Here is a 17,780-nt window from a genome sequence, read left to right on the forward strand (position 1 = left end):
ACATGACGCACAGGCGATATGTCAGGTACTAGGCGGAATAGTGGTGACACTCGGGAGGCCGTTCGGGACCTTCGGCACGCAACCCCCGGGACCTTGGTCGCGTCGGGGGTGTTCACCCCCGGGACCTGCTGGCGCTGGCCCGAGACGCGCTGTCGAAGTGTGGTTAAACCCGGCTGCGGGTGCCTATTCCGGCATGTGGTTGAAGGAGTAATTGTCGGCATTTGTCGGTGTCAAGGGGTCGAAAGCCGGGCGGCTGGCTACGGCTTTAGGTAGTAGATGGGGGGTTTGAGCGGTGGGCGGAGCACGGGTTACCAAGGTGGGGCCCCGGCGGAACGCAGCGAAGCGTGTGGCCGGGTCCCTTTGTGTCCCACGTGCCTCGCAGCGACATGCGGCGGTGTCACGTACACGCTCCCCATCCCGGAGGTCATCCGCCATGACGAAGCGCGCCACGTCCACCCAGTCCGCCCTGTCCCTGCTCCGTACGCGGACGGCCGTCGTCACCGCCGCCACCCTCGGGCTCGGCGCCTCCGCCGTTCTCGGTACCGGGATCGCGGCCGCCGCGGACACCAAGGGCGGCGCGCTGCCCGGCGTCTCCGCCAACTCGATAGCGGCGCAGGCCGACGCGCAGGCCAAGGCCGCGTCCAAGGCTCAGCAGGCCGCCACCAAGGCCAAGCAGGATGCCGCCAAGGCCAAGCAGGCCGCCGCCAAGAAGGCCGCGGGCTGGCAGGACCCGGTCGACAAGTACACGCTCTCCGCGTCCTTCGGGCTCGGCGGCAACATGTGGTCCAGCAAGCACTCCGGCCAGGACTTCGCCGTATCGATCGGCACGTCCGTCGAGGCCGTGCACAACGGCACCGTCGTCAAGGCCGGCGGCAACGGCGCCGGTGACGGTCCCGCGTACGGCAACGCCATCGTGATCAAGCACGACAACGGCACGTACTCGCAGTACGCGCACCTGTCGAAGATCGACGTGCGCGTCGGCCAGACCGTCGGCACCGGCCAGCACATCGCCGCCTCCGGCAACACCGGCAACTCCAGCGGCCCGCACCTGCACTTCGAGATCCGTACGACCCCGAACTACGGCTCTGCGGTCGACCCGGTCGCGTTCCTGCGCTCCAACGGCGTCACCGTCTGACCCGTCCGACCCAGTAGTCGCTCAGGCGCCCTCGTGCGCCCGTGTCACCAGATCGATGGCGACCTCCAGGATGGCCTTGCGCTTCTCCTCGGGGTCGCCTTCGGCGTCCTTGAGCACGAACATCCCGCCGTGCATCGTGAACAGCGCGCTGAAGCAGCGCACCTGGGTCGTCATCGGCGCGTCCGGCTCGCGCAGGATGTCGAGCAGGCTGAACATGCGGTCCTTGAAGGTCTCACCCGTCTTCAGGTCCCGCATCGTCGCCTGGTTCTCCTGCATGAAGCGGAAGAGCGAGGCCGCGCCCGTGAGGATCTCGCTGTAGCGGGTCAAGATCGTCCGCTTGACCTCCAGCGTGCGCGGCTGGTCCTTGCCCCACTCCACCAGATCGTCGATGGGCCTGGTCAGGTCCTCGAAGATGCTGGTGAGGATGGCTTCCTTCGTCTTGAAGTGGTAGTAGAGCGCCGCCTTCGTGACGTCCAGACGTTCCGCGATCTCGCGCAGTGACGTCTTCTCGTACCCCTGCTCGGCGAAGAGTTCGAGGGCCACGTCCTGGATGCGCTGGCGGGTGTCCCCGCGGCGCTGCTGCTTGCCCGTGCCCGTGACCATCGTGGTGCTCCTCGGTCCCTCGACTCGAATCCTTGGACCCGATTTTACTTACTTGACGCCCGGCTAGTCAGGCGTCTACTTTCCCTCAGTGTAGTCAGCTTGCCGGTCGGCAAGTAAGTAGGAGAGCGACAGTGAGCTGTCGGGGTTACCGGGGAGTGGGGAACATGGCCGAGACAGAGATAAAGCCGGGGGAGCAGGCGAAGGACGCGCCACCGCCGCGCAGCGTGCGCGTCGTGATGATGGCGCTGATGGTGACGATCCTGCTCGCCATGCTCGACAACATGATCGTGAGCCCCGCGATGCCGACGATCGTCGGCGACCTCGGCGGCATGGAGCACCTGTCGTGGGTCGTGACCGCCTACATGCTCGCGACCGCGGCCTCGACCCCCATCTGGGGCAAGCTCGGCGACATGTACGGGCGCAAGGGCGTCTTCCTCATCTCCATAGTGATCTTCCTGCTCGGTTCCGTGCTCAGCGGCATGGCGCAGGACATGGGTCAGCTGATCGGCTTCCGTGCCGTCCAGGGGCTCGGCGCGGGCGGTCTGATGGTCGGCGTCATGGCGATCATCGGTGAGCTCGTCACGCCGCGGGAGCGCGGCAAGTACATGGGCATGATGACCGGCGTCATGGCGGTCGCCATGATCGGCGGACCGCTCGTCGGCGGCACCATCACCGACCACCTCGGCTGGCGCTGGGCCTTCTACATCAACCTGCCGCTGGGCGCCGTCGCCCTCGCCATGGTGACCGCCGTACTGCACCTGCCGAAGAAGAAGGCGGAGGGGCGGATCGACTACCTCGGTGCGGCCCTGCTGACCGTGGGCATCAGCGCGCTCGTGCTCGTCACCACCTGGGGCGGCACGGAGTACGCCTGGACCTCGACCGTGATCATGGAGCTCATCGCGATCGGAGTCGTCGCGCTCATCAGCTTCGTCATCGTGCAGAAGAAGGCCGCCGAGCCGATCCTGCCGCTGCACATCTTCCGCAGCCTCAACTTCACGCTGATGTCGGTGATCGGGTTCCTCACCGGGTTCGTGATGTTCGGCGCGATGCTGTTCCTGCCGCTCTACCAGCAGGCGGTGCAGGGGGCCTCGGCCACCAACTCCGGGCTGCTGCTCCTGCCGATGCTGCTCTCGATGATGGTCGTCTCGTTCTTCTCGGGCCGGTTCACCACCTCCACCGGCAAGTACAAGATCTTCCCGATCGCCGGCACCGTACTGATGGTCCTCGGGCTCTTCCTGCTGTCCCAGATGGACACCGAGACCACGCGGTTCACCTCGGGTCTCTACATGGCGGTGCTCGGCGCGGGCATGGGCTGCCTGATGCAGATCACCATGCTGGTCGCGCAGAACAGCGTCGAGATGAAGGACATGGGCGTCGCTTCGTCGTCGGCCACGCTCTTCCGTACGCTCGGTTCGTCGTTCGGCGTCGCGATCATGGGGGCGCTCTTCAACAGCCGGGTCGAGGACACGATGGCCTCGCGCGGCGGGGAACTGGGCGGCAAGGTCACCGAGCAGTCGGCGCAGCTGGACGCGGACAGTCTGGCGAAGCTGCCGGAGGCGGTGCGGGACGCGTATCAGCATGCTGTGTCCGCCGGTACGCACTCGGCGTTCCTGCTGGGGGCGATCATCGGGCTCGCCGCGCTGGTCGCTTCGCTTTTCGTCCGGGAGGTTCCCCTGCGGGGGGCCGGGCCCAAGGACTCCCCTCCCGGGGGCGACAAGCCGGCCGAGGGTGCGGCTGGGGACGCCGCGCCTGGTCCGCGGGAAGCGGTTGCAGAGGCCGTCTGACCTGCGGTCCCTGTTCCCTCGGCTGAACGGCCCCCGGTACCTTCTGGTGCCGGGGGCCGTTGCTGTCGGGTGCCGCCCTGCTTGTCCGTGCCCCGCAGCTTCAGCTACCGGTACTTGTCCGGCAGCTGAAGGATCGGGTAGCTGCCCGTGTTCGTCGGGGCGTGTTCCGGGAGCCAGAGGACCGCCACCGCGCCCTCCGCCGGGTCGTCAGGGCCCGCCCCCGCGGGGGTCACGTTCCGGAAAGTGAGCCTCGCGCCGAGGACCCGCGCCTGACCGGCCGCGATCGTCAGGCCCAGGCCGTGGCCGACGCCCGCACGGTCCGTACTGCCGGTGCGGAAACGGCTCGGGCCCTCCTCCAGGAGTCCCGCGGGGAACCCGGGGCCATGGTCGCGGACCCGCACCACGCGGCCCTCGACGCTGACCTCGACCGGCGGCTTGCCGTGCTTGGCCGCGTTGGCGAGGAGGTTGCCCAGGATGCGCTCGAGGCGGCGCGGGTCGGTCGTCACCTCCGACTCGTGCACCACCGTGACCCGCACGTCCGAGTTCAGGACCGCGATCCGCCGCGTCACGAACTCGCCAAGGAGCAGGTCCTGCAGCTCGGCCCGCTCGGCGGCGCTGTCCAGACGGGCCACTTCGAGCACGTCCTCGACGAGCGTGCGCATCGCCTGCGCCCGGTCCCTGACCAGCTCGGTCGGCCGCCCCGGCGGGAGCAGCTCGGCCGCCGTGAGCAGTCCGGTCACCGGCGTACGCAGCTCGTGCGCGATGTCCGCCGTCACCCGCCGCTCGGCTTCGAGGCGCTGCTTGAGCGCGTCCGCCATCGCGTCCACCGAGCGCGCGAGGTCATCGGTCTCATCGCGTACGACGCCGCCGATGGCGTCCCGTACGCTCACGTCCGTCTGCCCCTGGGCGACCTCCTGGGCCGCGGTCGCCGCTTTGCGCAGGCGCCGCGAGAGCTGGCCGCCGATGAGCACGCCGAGCGCGCAGCCGCCGAAGACGACCGAGATGGAGCCGATGACCAGGGCCTGGTCGAGGTCCTTCATGACGGTGGCGCTGCGGTCGGTGAAGCGGGTGTGCAGCGACAGGATGTGGCCGTCGCTCAGCGGCACCGCCGCCCAGATGTCCGGCACACCGCCCTCGTGGTCCTCCACGTAGGTCGCGCGACGCCCGGCCAGCACCTTCGCCAGGAGGTCCTTGGGCATCTCCGGGTCGTCGATCTTCATGCCGAACTGGCCCGTGCGCCCGGACGTCTCGTAGATCCGCTGGGCGTACAGAATCCGCTCGTCCTGTACGTCGCGTGCGTTGTCGAGCATCGAGACGCGTGCCGCGTTGTGCACGACCAGGCTCAGCGCCACCGCGACGAGCGCGCCGACCAGCGCGATCGCCGCGCTGATCTTCCAGCGCACGCCGGTGCGCAGGCCGGAGCCCAGCCTCATGCGGAGCTTTGAGGCCCATCTCGTGCGCAGGCGGGCGCGCAGCGCGGCCACCGTCCCCCCGCTCATATGTGTCCCCCGGGATGCGCCACGTCTGCGAGCCACGTGACGTGGTTGATCTCAGCCATGCCGTCGGCTCACGCCTTGAGCTTGTAACCGAAGCCGCGGACCGTCTCGATCCGGTCCTGACCGACCTTCGTGCGCAACCGCTGCACGTGGACGTCGACGACACGGGTGTCACCGCCCCAGCCGTAGTCCCACACGCGCTCCAGGAGCTTGTCGCGGGAGAGGACCGTGCCGGGCGCGGAGGAGAATTCGAGCAGCAGGCGCATCTCGGTCGGCGTAAGACCCACCGGAGCGCCGTCCTTGCGGACCTCCATGCCCTCCGTGTCGATCTCCAGATCACCGAAGTGCAGCACGCCGCCGTCCGGCGAACCGCCCTCACCGGCGGCGGGCGCCGCCGAGTCGGGACCGCTCGCGTGCCCGAAGCGGCGAAGCACGGCGCGGATCCTGGCGACCAGGACAGCGCCGTCGAAGGGCTTGGTCACGTAGTCGTCGGCCCCCGCCTCGAGACCGAGCACGACGTCGATGGAGTCGGCGCGCGCCGAGAGCATGATCACCGGAACCGTCGACTCGTCACGGATGCGGCGGCACAGCGAGACGCCGTCGATCCCGGGCACCATCACGTCGAGCAGCGCGATGTCCGGGCGGTCGGCGCGGAACGCCTCAAGACCCTTCAGACCGTCGGGCATCGCGGTGACGACGAAGCCGTCCCGTTCGAGCGCGAGCTGCGTCGCCTCGCGGATGACGTCGTCGTCCTCGACGAACAGGACATGGGTGTGCTCTGCCATCGGGTGCTCTCAGTTCTCCGTCGGAGCGGGCGCGTCGCCGCCTGCCGCGCTGCTGTAGTGACTGCGGGTGCGGTCCGTCTCGGTGAAGTGGTTCGAGGACCAGCGGTACGTGATGACTTCCTCGCCGGACGGATACGACACCGGGTCACCCTTCTCGTACACCTGCTTGGTCACCACCAGGTCGCCGCGGTCGATCTCCGCGTAGACGGGTGGCTCCTCGTCCTGGAAGACATTCTCGTACTTCTTGCCCTCGGCGCGGTACACATAACTGCTGGTGCCGACCGCGTCGCCGCAGGTCATGATGTTCACGACGACATCGGAGGCGGACCCTCCGGTCAGGCTGCCGTACGAGACGTCGACCGGATACTCGTCCGCGACACAGGGCTTCAGGTCGCGCTTGACCGTCCGGCTCACCTTCGGGTCGCCCTTGACGAGCTCGACCGCCTCCAGGCTGGAGGGCGGCGAGGGCGCGGACGTCGTCGACGGCGTGGGGGACGGCGAGGGAGTCATCACCGTCTCCCCCCGGTTGCCGGGGCCCTCGTCGCGGGCGCCGGAGCCACCGGTCGAGCAGGCGGTGAGTAAAAGGCCGATGGCGGCGAGCGCGACCGCCGCCGCACTCCCCGCCCTCATCGTCCTGCCAGCCCGGGTGCTTAGGCCGCGCAACGCTCCCGCTCCTCACGTTCGAGCGCGCCGTTGGCGGGCTCCTCGCGGTCCCGGCTCTCCAGCTCCTGGCGGAGCCGTGCGAGCGCCCGGTGCAGGGTGCTCTTGACCGTTCCCGCCGACATGCCGAGTGCCGCGGCCGTCTCCTCTGTGGACATCTGCTCCCAGTGTCGCAGCACGACGACGCTGCGCTGCTTGGGGGCGAGCACCTTCATGATGTCCATCAGCAGGGCACGGTCGGCGTGCTGCTCCGTGGAATCCTCCACGCGGGCGTCGGGCAGCTGCTCGGTGGGGACCTCTTCGAGCTTGCGGGCCCGCCACCACTCCGTACGCGTGTTGATCATGACGCGGCGCAGGTAGGCGTCCGCGAGCCGCTTGTCGGCTATGCCGTCCCAGCGGCCGTACGTCCGCACGAGCGCGGTCTGCAGCAGGTCCTGGGCGTCGACGGGGTCGGGAACCAGGCGCCGGGCACTGCGCAGCAGGGCGTCCTGCCGAGTGCGGACGTACTCTTCGAACTCGAGCACCTCTCCGTGCGCCATACCCAACCGCCTCCGTTCACCGACCACCGCTGCTTGTGCGGTACGGCTATGAAGTTACGGAGGCGTTGTCACGAGGCTGTGCGGAGCAGCCGCCGGAGGGCGCACGGCCTTCCGTCGGTTGTGTAACAGAAGTAGGCGCGACGTAAAGCTGAGGCGTTACGCGGCTTTTGGCGGCGGTTCCTCAGGTCAGGGGCAGGCGGTAAAGCCCCTCGGGCAGCGGTTCGACGAGGCCGTCGGAGACGAGCCCGTCCAGTGCGCGGGCCCGTTGCACGGGTTCGTCCCACACCCTGTCGAGAGTCGCCTGCGGCACGGGAGCGACGGCCTCGCGGAGCACCGCGAGCAGCTTGCCGCGGACCTGCCGGTCCGTGCCCACGTACGTCTGCCCCCGGCGGGCCGGACCCTCGTGCGCCGGTTTGCCGGCCGCCTGCCACGCGCACTGCCGCGCGATGGGGCAGCGGGCGCAGTTCTCGTTCTTGGCGGTGCAGACGAGGGCGCCGAGCTCCATGGAGGCCGCGGCCCAGCGGGAGGCCGTGCGGTCGTCCTCGGGGAGGAGGGCGCGGGCCAGCTTGCGCTCGGCGGCGGTGGTGGCGTTGGGCGGGTACTGGGTACCGGTCACGGCGCGCGCGAAGACGCGGCGCACGTTCGTGTCCAGGACGGCGTGCCGCTGGCCGTACGCGAAGGAGGCGACGGCCGCGGCGGTGTACTCGCCGATGCCGGGCAGCGCGAGCAGCTGTGCGTGCTTGGCCGGTACGTCGCCACCGTGCCGTTCCGTTATGGCGACGGCGGCGCCGTGCAGCCGCAGCGCGCGGCGCGGATAGCCGAGGCGCCCCCAGGCGCGGACGGCTTCACCCGGGGCTTCCTTGGCGAGGTCGGCGGGGCGGGGCCAGCGGGCGATCCACTGCTCGTACACGGGCAGGACGCGGCTGACCGGCGTCTGCTGCAGCATGAACTCGCTGACCATCACGCCCCAGGGCCCGGCGTCGGGCCGACGCCACGGCAGGTCGCGCGCGTTCGCGTCGAACCAGGCGATGACGGGGCTGTGCAGGGCCTCGCCGACGGGCTCGGGGCTGTCTTGTGACGTTGGCATGGGCGGCATGGGCTTCGTGGGCGCAGTCATGGCAGGACGATCCTGCCACGGGGGCGGCGGAGGGAGAGCCAGGCGGGGCCGTTTTGTGCTCGCGGGGGGTTGCACCGGGCCGCGTGTGCACCGCGGGGTGATCGAGTGGGTGGGTGGGAGAGCCAGGACCTGACGATCGGCAGGGGTGCGGAGCCCGAGGGGGAAGTAGCGTCGGGGCGTGGTGAGCGGACGGGGCCGGGGAGCCCTCCTCTGGGTGGCCCTGGTGATACCCGCGGTGAGCGCGGACCACCTCGGCCTGGACGAGCCCCGGGCAGCGTGGCCGCAGGCCGCCGGAGCCGCCGCGCTGGCACTGGCCGTGGCCGGCCGCCACCGGTGGCCGGCGGCCGCCTTCACGGCGGCGGCAGGGCTGGGCCTGGTGGCGGCACCCTCCCTGTTCACCCTCTCGTACGGCCCCGCCCTGGCGGTCCTCGCGCTGCTCATGGGGAGCCGAGCCACCCGAATCCGGCCCGCGGCCCTCGCCTTCGGGGCCACCGCCCTGGTGGGCACGGCCAAGATCCTCGTACGAGGCGTCGACCCCGTCGTGGAGTGGCTCGTACTCATGGGGACCCTGCTCTTCGGAGCCGTCTTCCCCTGGCTCGCCGGCCGCTACCTCCGTCAGGGCCGCGAACTCTCCGCCGCGGGCTGGACCCGCGCCGCCCAACTGGAGCGCGAGCAGCGCATCGTCGCCGACCGGGCCCGGCTGCGGGAGCGTGCCCGCATCGCCCAGGACATGCACGACTCCCTCGGCCACGAGCTGAGCCTCATCGCGGTCCGGGCGGGCGCGCTCCAGGTCGCCGCCGACCTGCCGGAACGGCACCGCGCCGCGGCGGCCGACCTTCGCGTGGCCGCTTCGGACGCCACTGACCGGCTGCACGAGATCATCGGGCTCCTGAGGGAAGAGGGAGACGAGGTCGCGCCGCTCGGCCCGGCGGGCGAAAGCGTGCGCGCCCTCGTCGAGCGGGCTGCCGATTCAGGGCTGCCGGTGCGGTACGCACATGACGGCGAGGGGGACCGCACGGACCAGACGGACCACACGGACCACACGGAAGGAAACGGACACGCGCGCGAGGACACCGAGCGGACCGTCTACCGCGTCGTCCAGGAAGCCCTCACCAACGCCGCCAAACACGCCCCCGGCGCCCCCGTCACCGTAGAAGTGCGCGAAGCGGCGGTCGTCGTCACCAACGGAGCTCCCCAGCGCCCGGGTCCGGGCCCCGGCGCAGGCTCCGGCCTCGTACATCTGCGGGCCAGGGTCGAAGACCTCGGCGGCACCCTCGTCGCGGGCCCGCACGGTGACGGCTTCCGGGTCGAAGCGCTGCTCCCCGCGCGACCCACCGCCGAGGCGGCGAAGACGGCCGCGCCCGGCCTCGCCTCCGCCCGCCACCGCACCCTGCTGGCCTTCGGCGCCGCCCTGGCCACCGGGGTCCTGCTCGTCGGCGGGGCCTTCGCCTGGTACGCGTACTCGCGGTCGCACGCCGTCCTGGAACCCGCAGACTTCGCACGCCTGACGGTCGGCCAGGCCCAGACCGACGCCGAACGCCTGCTCCCCGACCTGGTCGCCTCCGACCCGCCCGAGGAGCGCGCCCCGACCCCGCCGCCCGCGGAAGCCGACTGCCGTTACTACCGTGCCAGCGGTGAACTCTTCGTCGCTGTACGGCACTTCAGGGTCTGCTTCAGGGACGGGGCCCTCGTGGAGAAGAGCGTGATCCCCACAGCGGGAGCCAAGGCAGGATCCGAGCACGAGGCGCGAGAGCACGAGAAGGAGTGGGAGCGGTGATCCGCGTACTGCTGGCCGACGACGAGGCGATGATCCGCGCGGGCGTCCGCGCGATCCTCGGCGCGGGTGAGGACATCGAGGTGGTCGCGGAGGCGGGCGACGGGAGAGAGGCCGTCTCCCTGGCCCAGGCCCACCGGCCCGATGTCGCGCTGCTCGACATCCGCATGCCGGGGCTCGACGGCCTGGCCGCGGGCGAGGAGATCGTACGGACGATGCCCGGCACCGCGGTCGCGATGCTGACGACCTTCTCCGAGGACGCGTACGTGGCGCGAGCGCTGAGCGGCGGAGCCACCGGCTTCCTGCTGAAGTCCGGCGATCCCCACGAACTCATCGCGGGGGTAAGGGCGGTGGCCGGCGGGGCCGCTTTCCTTTCGCCCAAGGTGGCCCGTCACGTCATCGACGCCTACGGCGCACAGCGCACGGTTCGCGGCGCCGACGCCCGCGCGCGGACCGCGGCCCTCACCCCGCGCGAGCGCGAGGTGCTCGGGCTCGTCGGCGAGGGCCTCTCCAACCCTGAGATCGCCGCCCGACTCCACCTGGTGGAGGGCACGGTCAAGGCGTACGTGAGCGCGGTCCTCGACCGGCTCGGGGTCAAGAACCGCGTTCAGGCGGCGATCGTCGCCTACGAGGCGGGACTTGTACGGCTCTGACCCCCGCCCCCCGGCGCGTCAGCGGCGATGTGACACCGGCCGCCGGTGCGACGCGTGCGGCTGCGCCATCGGGCTCCCCGGCCCGGCGAACCACCTGACGACGCCCGTCGACGAACCGCGCATCGTCTCGACGACACGCGCCACGGGGCGGGTCGTCAGACGTACGAGGAGGAAGGCGAGCGCGGCGCCGAGGAGCAGGCCGACCGCCACGTCATGCGGATAGTGCACGCCCACGAAGACCCGTGAGAACGCCATGAGTACGGCCATCGGCAGCGTCAGCGCCGCGATCCGCGGCCAGGCGAGCGCGAGGCCCACGGCCGCGGCCCCGGCGATCGTCGAGTGATTGCTGGGGAAGGACCAGTCGCCGTACGCGGGGCACTCCACGATCGAGGTGACCGCGCCGGCGACGGCCCGGCACGGACGCTCCTCGTCGACCGCGGACTTGAGCGCCTCGCTGCACACGTAGGCCACCGCGGTGGCCAGGGGCGCGAGAACGGCTATCGCGAGGGCGCGAGGGTCTCCGCGCCGAGCCCGCCACCAGGCGACGATGAAGAGCACGCCGAAAAGCAGCAGTCCGAGCTCCGTCCACACCTCGGCGAGATGCTGGAACCAGGTAGGGGTGTCATGGGCGAAGTCGGTGACATCGCGATAGAGATCGTCGGTCATGGTGTCCATGATTACGGACGGTACGTAGTGGGGCCGAATCGTCACACCCGGCGATCGACCCGTCACGCCCCCTGACGAAAGACAGGGGTACGGAAGCGGAGTTACTCATTCCGTGATGATGATCCGCAAACTTTGTGACTCTGAGCGGCGGGTGGGGCAGGACAAGGCCCGGATCTCTCGTAAGGTTTGGGCCGTGGGATCTCTGCGCAATCCGGTCGGGCCGCTTCCCTCCACCATCTACTGGCGTCGGAGGGCCGTTCTGCTGTCCTTGATCGGGCTGTTGGCGCTGCTGGCCGTGTGGGTGCTCACCATGGGCGGTGGGGGCGAGAACGACGGCGCCGACGGCCCGTCGGGCTCCGGGCCGGCTACGTCCATCACGCCCGGCCCTTCCAGTTCCGGGCCCGCCATCAGCCAAAACCCGGGCGGGCGCGACGAGTCGGACGACGAGGGCGACTCCGGCTCGGGCGGCTCCGGTGGTTCCGGCGGTGGTTCCGGTGACTCCGAGAGCTCCGACGGCGCGGGCGGCGTCGGCGGCGTCGGCAGCGGTTCGGGTGACGACGCCAAGGGCGGCGGCGGTGCGGGCGGGCAGTTGCCCGCGGGGTCGAGCCTGCCCAACTGCGTGAGCGGCGACGTGAAGTTGAAGCTGCGGAGCGTCCACAACCGCTACGAGGTCGGCGAGAAGCCGAAGTTCGAGCTCGTCGCCCAGAACAGCGCGGGCAAGGCCTGCAAGGTGGATCTCGGCGGCAAGAAGACCGTGCTGACGATCGTTCAGGCCGACGGCGACAAGGAGATCTGGTCCTCGGCGGACTGCCCCGCCGGTGGCGGGAGCCTGCTGCTGCGGGTCCCGGGCGACGGGCGCGTCACGCACACCGTCGAGTGGGACCGCAGGGGGAGCGAGCCGAACTGCGCCACGCCTTCGGCGGGCAAGGCGTCGCCCGGCACGTATCTCGTGGAGGCCAAGTCCCCGGGCCTGGGGTCGGTGAAGACCTCGTTCGTCCTGGAGGACAGCTGACCGCCGAGTCATGGCGGGGTGGGCGGAGACAACCGCCCACCCGGGCGCCGGCGCCCGCCCAGCACCCGCTAGACGTACCGCAGGCCGCTAGACGTACCGCTCCAGGATCGACGACTCCGCCAGCCGCGAGAGTCCCTCGCGAACACTCCGGGCCCGCGCCTCACCGACGCCGTCCACGGTCTGAAGGTCATCGACGCTCGCGGCGAGCAACTTCTGCAGCCCACCGAAGTGCTCCACAAGGCGGTCGATGATCGCGCCGGGAAGGCGCGGCACCTTGGCCAGGAGGCGGAAGCCCCGCGGGGAGACCGCGGAGTCCAGCGCTTCGGGGGAGCCGGTGTAACCCAGCGCCCGCGCCACGGTAGGCAGTTCGAGCAGCTCCGCGTGGCTCAGCGCGTCCAGTTCGAAGAGCGCCTCCTCGACCGTGCGGGAGCGCTTCGGGGTCGGCTCGGGAACGTAGTCCCGGACGACCAGCTCACGCTCGGGCTCGACGCCCGCGATCAACTCGTCCAGCTGGAGGGAGAGAAGACGGCCGTCGGTGCCGAGCTCCACCACGTACTCGGCGATCTCCGTGGCGATGCGGCGCACCATTTCGAGGCGCTGGGCGACCGCGGTGACATCGCGGACCGTCACCAGGTCCTCGATCTCCAGGGCCGACAGGGTGCCCGCCACCTCGTCGAGGCGCAGCTTGTACCGCTCCAGGGTGGCGAGCGCCTGGTTCGCGCGGGACAGGATCGCCGCCGAGTCCTCCAGGACCTTGCGCTGCCCGTCCACGTAGAGCGCGATGAGGCGCATGGACTGGGATACGGAGACGATGGGGAAGCCCACCTGCTTGGACACGCGGTCCGCTGTGCGGTGCCGGGTGCCCGTCTCTTCGGTGGGGATCGTCGGGTCGGGGACGAGCTGCACGCCCGCCCGCAGGATCTTGGTGATGTCCTTGTCGACGACGATGCCGCCGTCGAGCTTGCAGAGCTCGCGCAGTCGCGTCGCCGTGAACTCGACGTCCAGGATGAAGCCGCCCGTACACATCGATTCGACGGTCTTGTCCCAGCCGAGGACGATGAGCCCTCCGGTGTTGCCGCGGAGGATGCGCTCAAGGCCGTCGCGCAGGCCGGTGCCGGGCGCGACCGCGCTCAGGGAGGCGCGCATCAGCCCTTCGGCACCGGAGCTTCCGCCGGGCTTGCCGGGAGCTGACGCCCGGTCGTTGGCTGCCACTGCACTCCTCGGGTCGCGGGTTGTCCAAGCCCCGGTCCGTACGACCGCTTCGTACGGATGGGCGAGACCAGGGCAAAGTCTACCGGCGCTCTTCGTCCTCCCGTGGGGCCTCTCTGCGACGCGACCTGGGAAGGACACGCAGCGCGTCCCCCATGTCGGCGACTTCGGTGACCTTCATACCGGGCGGGACCTTGCCCGGGTCGGAGGGGACGAGGGCGTGCGTGAAGCCGAGACGGTGCGCTTCGGCCAGCCTCCGCTGGACTCCCGTGACCCGTCTGACCTCACCCGCGAGGCCCACTTCGCCGATCGCGACGAGATTTTTCGGCAGCGGGGTGTCGCTCGCCGCGCTGGCCAGGGCGAGGGCGATCGCGAGGTCCGCGGCCGGCTCGGAGAGCTTCACGCCGCCGACCGTCGCGCTGTAGATGTCGCGCTTGCCGAGAGCGGTGATACGGCCCCGCTGTTCCAGGACGGCCAGCATCATCGAGACGCGGGAGGTCTCCAGGCCGGAGGTGGTGCGCCGGGGGGAGGGGATCTGGGAGTCGACGGTGAGGGCCTGGACCTCGGCGACCAGCGGGCGGCGGCCTTCGAGCGTGACCGTCAGGCAGGTGCCGGGGACGGGCTCCGTGCGGCGGGTGAGGAAGAGGCCGCTGGGGTCGGCGAGGCCGGTGATGCCCTCGTCGTGCAGTTCGAAGCAGCCGACCTCGTCCGTCGTGCCGTACCGGTTCTTGACGCCCCGGACCAGGCGCAGGCGCGCGTGGCGGTCGCCCTCGAAGGACAGGACGACGTCCACGAGGTGCTCGAGGAGGCGGGGACCCGCGATCGCGCCGTCCTTGGTGACATGGCCGACCAGGAGCGTCGACATGGCGCGCTCCTTGGAGGCGCGGATCAGCGCGCCCGCCACCTCGCGGACCTGGGCCATGCCGCCCGGCGCCCCGTCGATCTCCGGGGACGCGATCGTCTGGACCGAGTCGAGGATCAGGAGCGAGGGCTTCACCGCGTCCAAGTGGCCCAGAACGGCGGCGAGATCGGTCTCGGCCGCCAGATAGAGGTGGTCGTCGATCGCCTTGATGCGGTCGGCGCGCAGGCGGACCTGGCTCGCCGACTCCTCACCCGTGACGTAGAGCGTGCGGTGTTCTTCGCTCGCCGACTTCGCCGCGACGTCCAGGAGCAGCGTCGACTTGCCGACGCCCGGCTCACCCGCCAGCAGTGCCACGGCGCCGGGGACGAGGCCGCCGCCGAGGACGCGGTCGAACTCGGGCACTCCGGTGGAGCGTGCCGTGGCCTGGCGGCCGTCGACCTCGCCGATGGGCAGGGCGGAGGAGGTGACGCGGCCGGGGGCGGTGGTGCGGACCGCGGGCGCGCCGTACTCCTCGACCGTCCCCCAGGCCTGGCACTCGGGGCAGCGGCCGAGCCACTTGGCCGTCTGCCAGCCGCACTCGGTGCAGCGGTAGGACGGGCGTTGCTTCCCGGTGTTGCCGGTCTTCGTACGGGTGGCCATGAACCGAACCGTAGCGGGCAGCACTGACAGCGACGGACAGAGCCTGCCGAGGGCGCCGCCGGGCGCGGGCAGGGGACACGGAATCATGGGGTTCCTGTCCCCCTTTGAGGGATCTGTTCACCCGTAAGGGTTAAATGTGCTCAAGTGGGAGGAGGGGCCCGGCATCATCCGCCTAACTTCGCACGGGTGATGAGCAGCAGGCCGGAGACCCCCACCCAAGCGACCGGCGCACACCGGGCGCATCCCGACGCGCGCGAACGCGTTGTGCCCCGCTCGGTGCCGCAGGCGCCGCCCGCACGCTATGAGCCCTGTCTGGACGGCCTGTTCACGTACTGCCTGTCCGTGCTCTGCGATCACGACGCCGCGACCGCCGCCCTGGGCGACGTGCTCGCCATCGCCGAGCGCCGCGGCTCACGCGGCCCCGAAGCCGAGGCCGAACTGAAGACCTGGCTCTACGCACTCGCCCGCTGGGTCTGCCTGCGCGCCCTCGCCGACGCCAAGCGCAAGCGGCAGGGCGGCGCCCACGCCTCCACAGCGGCCTCCCGCGCCCCGAAGACGGACGGGTCCGACACGCTCCCGGACGAGACGGAGCGCCGGCGGCGCCGCGAACTCGCCCAGCTCGCATGGCCGGAGGCCGCGGGTACGACGCCCGAACAGCGTGAGGCCCTGGAGCTCGCCGTACGTCACCAGCTCGCCGCCAAGGAAGTCGCCGCGGTCATCGGCATGGACCTCGTGAAGACCCGCGACCTCCTCGCGTCCGCCGCCTGCGAGGTGGAGCGCACCCGCGCCGCGCTCGCCGTCGTGGAGACCGGCACCTGCCCGATCGTCGCCCGCCTCACCGGCGACAACCAGCTCCTCCTGGGCACGGCCCTGCGCCGCGAGCTCGTCCGGCACGTCGACGACTGCCCGCGCTGCCGCCGCACCGCCGAGCGCGCCGGATCCTCCGCCTGGCCGGGCACCGCGGCGTCCCCGGCCGCCCTGCCCGTCATCGAGGCCCCGCGGGCCGCTGTGCGCGTGGCGATGGCGCGCGCCCCCCGCGCGCGGGGCGCCGCCCCGCGCTTCGACCGGCACGGATACCCGATGGACCCCAAGGACCACGCGGCCCGCCGCGACCGGATGCGCGCGCGTGCCGTGACGACGACGGTCGTCGCCACCGTGGTGGCCGCCCCGGTGCTGGCGCTCTGGGCCGCCTACCGGGGAGCGCCGCTCACCGGCGAGGGCGAGGACGGCCGCTCGGTCAGCGCGAGCGAGGCCGGGGCCGACGGGATGAACGGCGGCCACAGCCGCGAGGACTACGAGAACGCGGGCAACGCCCACACGACGCCCGACCCCCGCTTCACCGCGGGCAGCCGCTCGCCGGACGTCTCCGTGGAGGTCATCAGCGCGGGATCGCCCCCCTCCCGTTCGGGGACCGGAGCGGGCCGCCTCACCGTCGCGGCGCAGCCGAGCGGCGGCACGACACTGATCACGCTCTTCGCCTCAGGAGGCGAGCCGGTCCACTGGTCGGCGAGTACGGGGGCGTCCTGGCTCCACCTGAGCCGTTCGTCCGGGACGCTCGCGCCGGGGGAGACGTTCACGATCCGGGTGTACGTCGATCAGGCGCGGGAGCCGGCCGGACACTGGAGCGCACGTGTCTCCATCGCGCCCGCGGGGGCGATCGTCTCGATCGACGGGTACGGCAGCGGTTCGGGGCGCCCGACGCATCCGGGCCCCAGGCCGACACCGATCCCACCGAAACCCAAGCCGACACCGTCGATCCCGGATCCGACGCCAACGCCGTCGGACCCGACTCCGAGCTCCCCGGACCCGACGCCGACACCATCGGACCCCGGGAACTCGACGCCCCCGCCGAGCGACAGCGGCGGGCCGAGTCCGAGTGAGGGCTAGGCGGAGCCCCAGGCAGGCCCCGCGCCGAGCGGGTTTTCGGGAAAGGGCGGGGTCGGGGACAAATCCTCTCTACCGCGAAGGATCCGCAGGGTGCGGTGCAAGCAAGGGCAGCTGCGACGCCAGTCGCTCCTCGCACAGCTCCACGAGCCGGTCGTAGCCCTCCTTGCCCATCAGCTCCGTCAGCTCGGGGCGGTAGGAGACGTACACCGGGTCGCCCGCGCCGTGCGCCGACGTCGCCGACGTGCACCACCAGTGCAGGTCATGGCCTCCGGGGCCCCAGCCACGCCGGTCGTACTCCCCGATCGACACCTGGAGGATCCGCGTGTCATCGGGCCGGTCGATCCAGTCGTACGTCCGCCGGACCGGCAGCTGCCAGCAGACGTCCGGCTTGGTCTCCAGCGGCTCGCGGCCCTCCTTCAGCGCCAGGATGTGCAGCGAGCACCCCGCGCCCCCGGCGAAACCGGGCCGGTTCTGGAAGATGCAGGAGCCGTTGTACGGGCGGGTCTGGCGCTCGCCGTCGTCGTCCGTCGACACCCAGCCGCTCACCGTGCCGATGTCGTGGTGCTGCCAGATGTCCGGCGTGAGCCGCGCCACGGACTCGGCCACCCGCTTCTCGTCGTCCTCGTCGGAGAAGTGGGCACCCAGAGTGCAGCAGCCGTCGTCCGCCCGGCCCGCCTGGATGCCCTGGCAGCCGCTGCCGAAGATGCAGCTCCACCGAGAGGTCAGCCATGTCAGATCGCAACGGAAGACCTGCTCGTCGTCCGCGGGATCCGGGAACTCCACCCAGGCGCGGGCGAAGTCGAGCCCCTTCTCGTCCGGCTGGACCTTTCCCGGCTTCTCCGGCCTCCCCGGCTTCTCCGACTTCGTCTTCGACTTCGTTTTGTCGGTCTTCGCCTTTTTCGTCTTTGGCACGTCTCCAGGGTATGCGCGCGGTACCCGGTCCGAGGACCAGCGACCGC

Annotated in this window: 16 protein-coding genes; 6 read left to right on the forward strand and 10 right to left on the reverse strand. The window is 71.1% G+C overall.

The window, feature by feature from the left end:
* Positions 1-433 precede the first annotated feature (433 nt).
* Entirely contained in the window at positions 434-1,135 is a 702-nt protein-coding gene (locus AB0I94_RS16990; protein WP_363310346.1) for a M23 family metallopeptidase, read from the forward strand.
* A 21-nt stretch (positions 1,136-1,156) separates the two neighbouring features.
* Here AB0I94_RS16990 and AB0I94_RS16995 read toward each other — a convergent pair whose 3' ends face one another.
* Entirely contained in the window at positions 1,157-1,738 is a 582-nt protein-coding gene (locus tag AB0I94_RS16995; protein ID WP_363310347.1) for a helix-turn-helix domain-containing protein, read from the reverse strand.
* A gap of 164 nt (positions 1,739-1,902) precedes the next feature.
* Between AB0I94_RS16995 and AB0I94_RS17000 the strand changes: the two genes are divergently transcribed.
* On the forward strand, positions 1,903-3,522 hold the full coding sequence (locus tag AB0I94_RS17000) for an MDR family MFS transporter (RefSeq protein ID WP_363310348.1): 1,620 nt from the start codon (positions 1,903-1,905) through the stop codon (positions 3,520-3,522).
* A gap of 104 nt (positions 3,523-3,626) precedes the next feature.
* Here the strand turns inward: AB0I94_RS17000 and cseC are convergent, their stop codons facing one another.
* The 5 genes from cseC to AB0I94_RS17025 form a co-directional block, all read right to left on the reverse strand.
* Positions 3,627-4,955, reverse strand: a complete 1,329-nt coding sequence (gene cseC, locus AB0I94_RS17005) for a two-component system sensor histidine kinase CseC (RefSeq protein WP_363310349.1) — start codon at positions 4,953-4,955, stop codon at positions 3,627-3,629.
* A 134-nt stretch (positions 4,956-5,089) separates the two neighbouring features.
* On the reverse strand, positions 5,090-5,803 hold the full coding sequence (gene cseB / locus AB0I94_RS17010; protein ID WP_363310350.1) for a two-component system response regulator CseB: 714 nt from the start codon (positions 5,801-5,803) through the stop codon (positions 5,090-5,092).
* Between the two features lie 9 nt (positions 5,804-5,812).
* Positions 5,813-6,433, reverse strand: a complete 621-nt coding sequence (locus tag AB0I94_RS17015; protein WP_363310351.1) for a hypothetical protein — start codon at positions 6,431-6,433, stop codon at positions 5,813-5,815.
* Between the two features lie 20 nt (positions 6,434-6,453).
* Entirely contained in the window at positions 6,454-7,002 is a 549-nt protein-coding gene (locus AB0I94_RS17020) for a SigE family RNA polymerase sigma factor (protein ID WP_363310352.1), read from the reverse strand.
* A 181-nt stretch (positions 7,003-7,183) separates the two neighbouring features.
* Complete coding sequence (locus AB0I94_RS17025; RefSeq protein WP_363310382.1) at positions 7,184-8,098, reverse strand: A/G-specific adenine glycosylase; 915 nt, start codon at positions 8,096-8,098, stop codon at positions 7,184-7,186.
* A 199-nt stretch (positions 8,099-8,297) separates the two neighbouring features.
* Between AB0I94_RS17025 and AB0I94_RS17030 the strand changes: the two genes are divergently transcribed.
* Positions 8,298-9,896, forward strand: a complete 1,599-nt coding sequence (locus tag AB0I94_RS17030) for a histidine kinase (RefSeq protein WP_363310353.1) — start codon at positions 8,298-8,300, stop codon at positions 9,894-9,896.
* Entirely contained in the window at positions 9,893-10,546 is a 654-nt protein-coding gene (locus AB0I94_RS17035) for a response regulator transcription factor (protein ID WP_363310354.1), read from the forward strand. The genes AB0I94_RS17030 and AB0I94_RS17035 overlap by 4 nt, the downstream gene beginning before the upstream one ends.
* Positions 10,547-10,564: 18 nt before the next feature.
* On the opposite strand, the gene AB0I94_RS17040 is transcribed toward AB0I94_RS17035, so the two are convergent.
* On the reverse strand, positions 10,565-11,221 hold the full coding sequence (locus AB0I94_RS17040) for a phosphatase PAP2 family protein (protein WP_363310355.1): 657 nt from the start codon (positions 11,219-11,221) through the stop codon (positions 10,565-10,567).
* A 184-nt stretch (positions 11,222-11,405) separates the two neighbouring features.
* Here AB0I94_RS17040 and AB0I94_RS17045 point away from each other — a divergent pair, with 184 nt between their 5' ends.
* Positions 11,406-12,224: a hypothetical protein gene (locus AB0I94_RS17045; protein WP_363310356.1), complete on the forward strand. Its 819-nt coding sequence runs from the start codon at positions 11,406-11,408 to the stop codon at positions 12,222-12,224.
* A gap of 87 nt (positions 12,225-12,311) precedes the next feature.
* Here the strand turns inward: AB0I94_RS17045 and disA are convergent, their stop codons facing one another.
* Together disA and radA are read right to left on the reverse strand one after the other, a co-directional pair.
* Positions 12,312-13,436 (reverse strand): DNA integrity scanning diadenylate cyclase DisA, encoded by a 1,125-nt coding sequence (gene disA / locus AB0I94_RS17050; protein ID WP_363310357.1) that lies wholly within the window; start codon positions 13,434-13,436, stop codon positions 12,312-12,314.
* A gap of 79 nt (positions 13,437-13,515) precedes the next feature.
* Entirely contained in the window at positions 13,516-14,934 is a 1,419-nt protein-coding gene (gene radA, locus AB0I94_RS17055; protein ID WP_363310358.1) for a DNA repair protein RadA, read from the reverse strand.
* A gap of 186 nt (positions 14,935-15,120) precedes the next feature.
* Here radA and AB0I94_RS17060 point away from each other — a divergent pair, with 186 nt between their 5' ends.
* Positions 15,121-16,821: a hypothetical protein gene (locus AB0I94_RS17060; RefSeq protein WP_363310359.1), complete on the forward strand. Its 1,701-nt coding sequence runs from the start codon at positions 15,121-15,123 to the stop codon at positions 16,819-16,821.
* Between the two features lie 69 nt (positions 16,822-16,890).
* Here AB0I94_RS17060 and AB0I94_RS17065 read toward each other — a convergent pair whose 3' ends face one another.
* Positions 16,891-17,733: a hypothetical protein gene (locus tag AB0I94_RS17065; protein ID WP_363310360.1), complete on the reverse strand. Its 843-nt coding sequence runs from the start codon at positions 17,731-17,733 to the stop codon at positions 16,891-16,893.
* Between the last annotated feature and the right edge of the window lie 47 nt (positions 17,734-17,780).

It is taken from the genome of Streptomyces sp. NPDC050147, assembly GCF_040660195.1.
Lineage (GTDB): Bacteria > Actinomycetota > Actinomycetes > Streptomycetales > Streptomycetaceae > Streptomyces.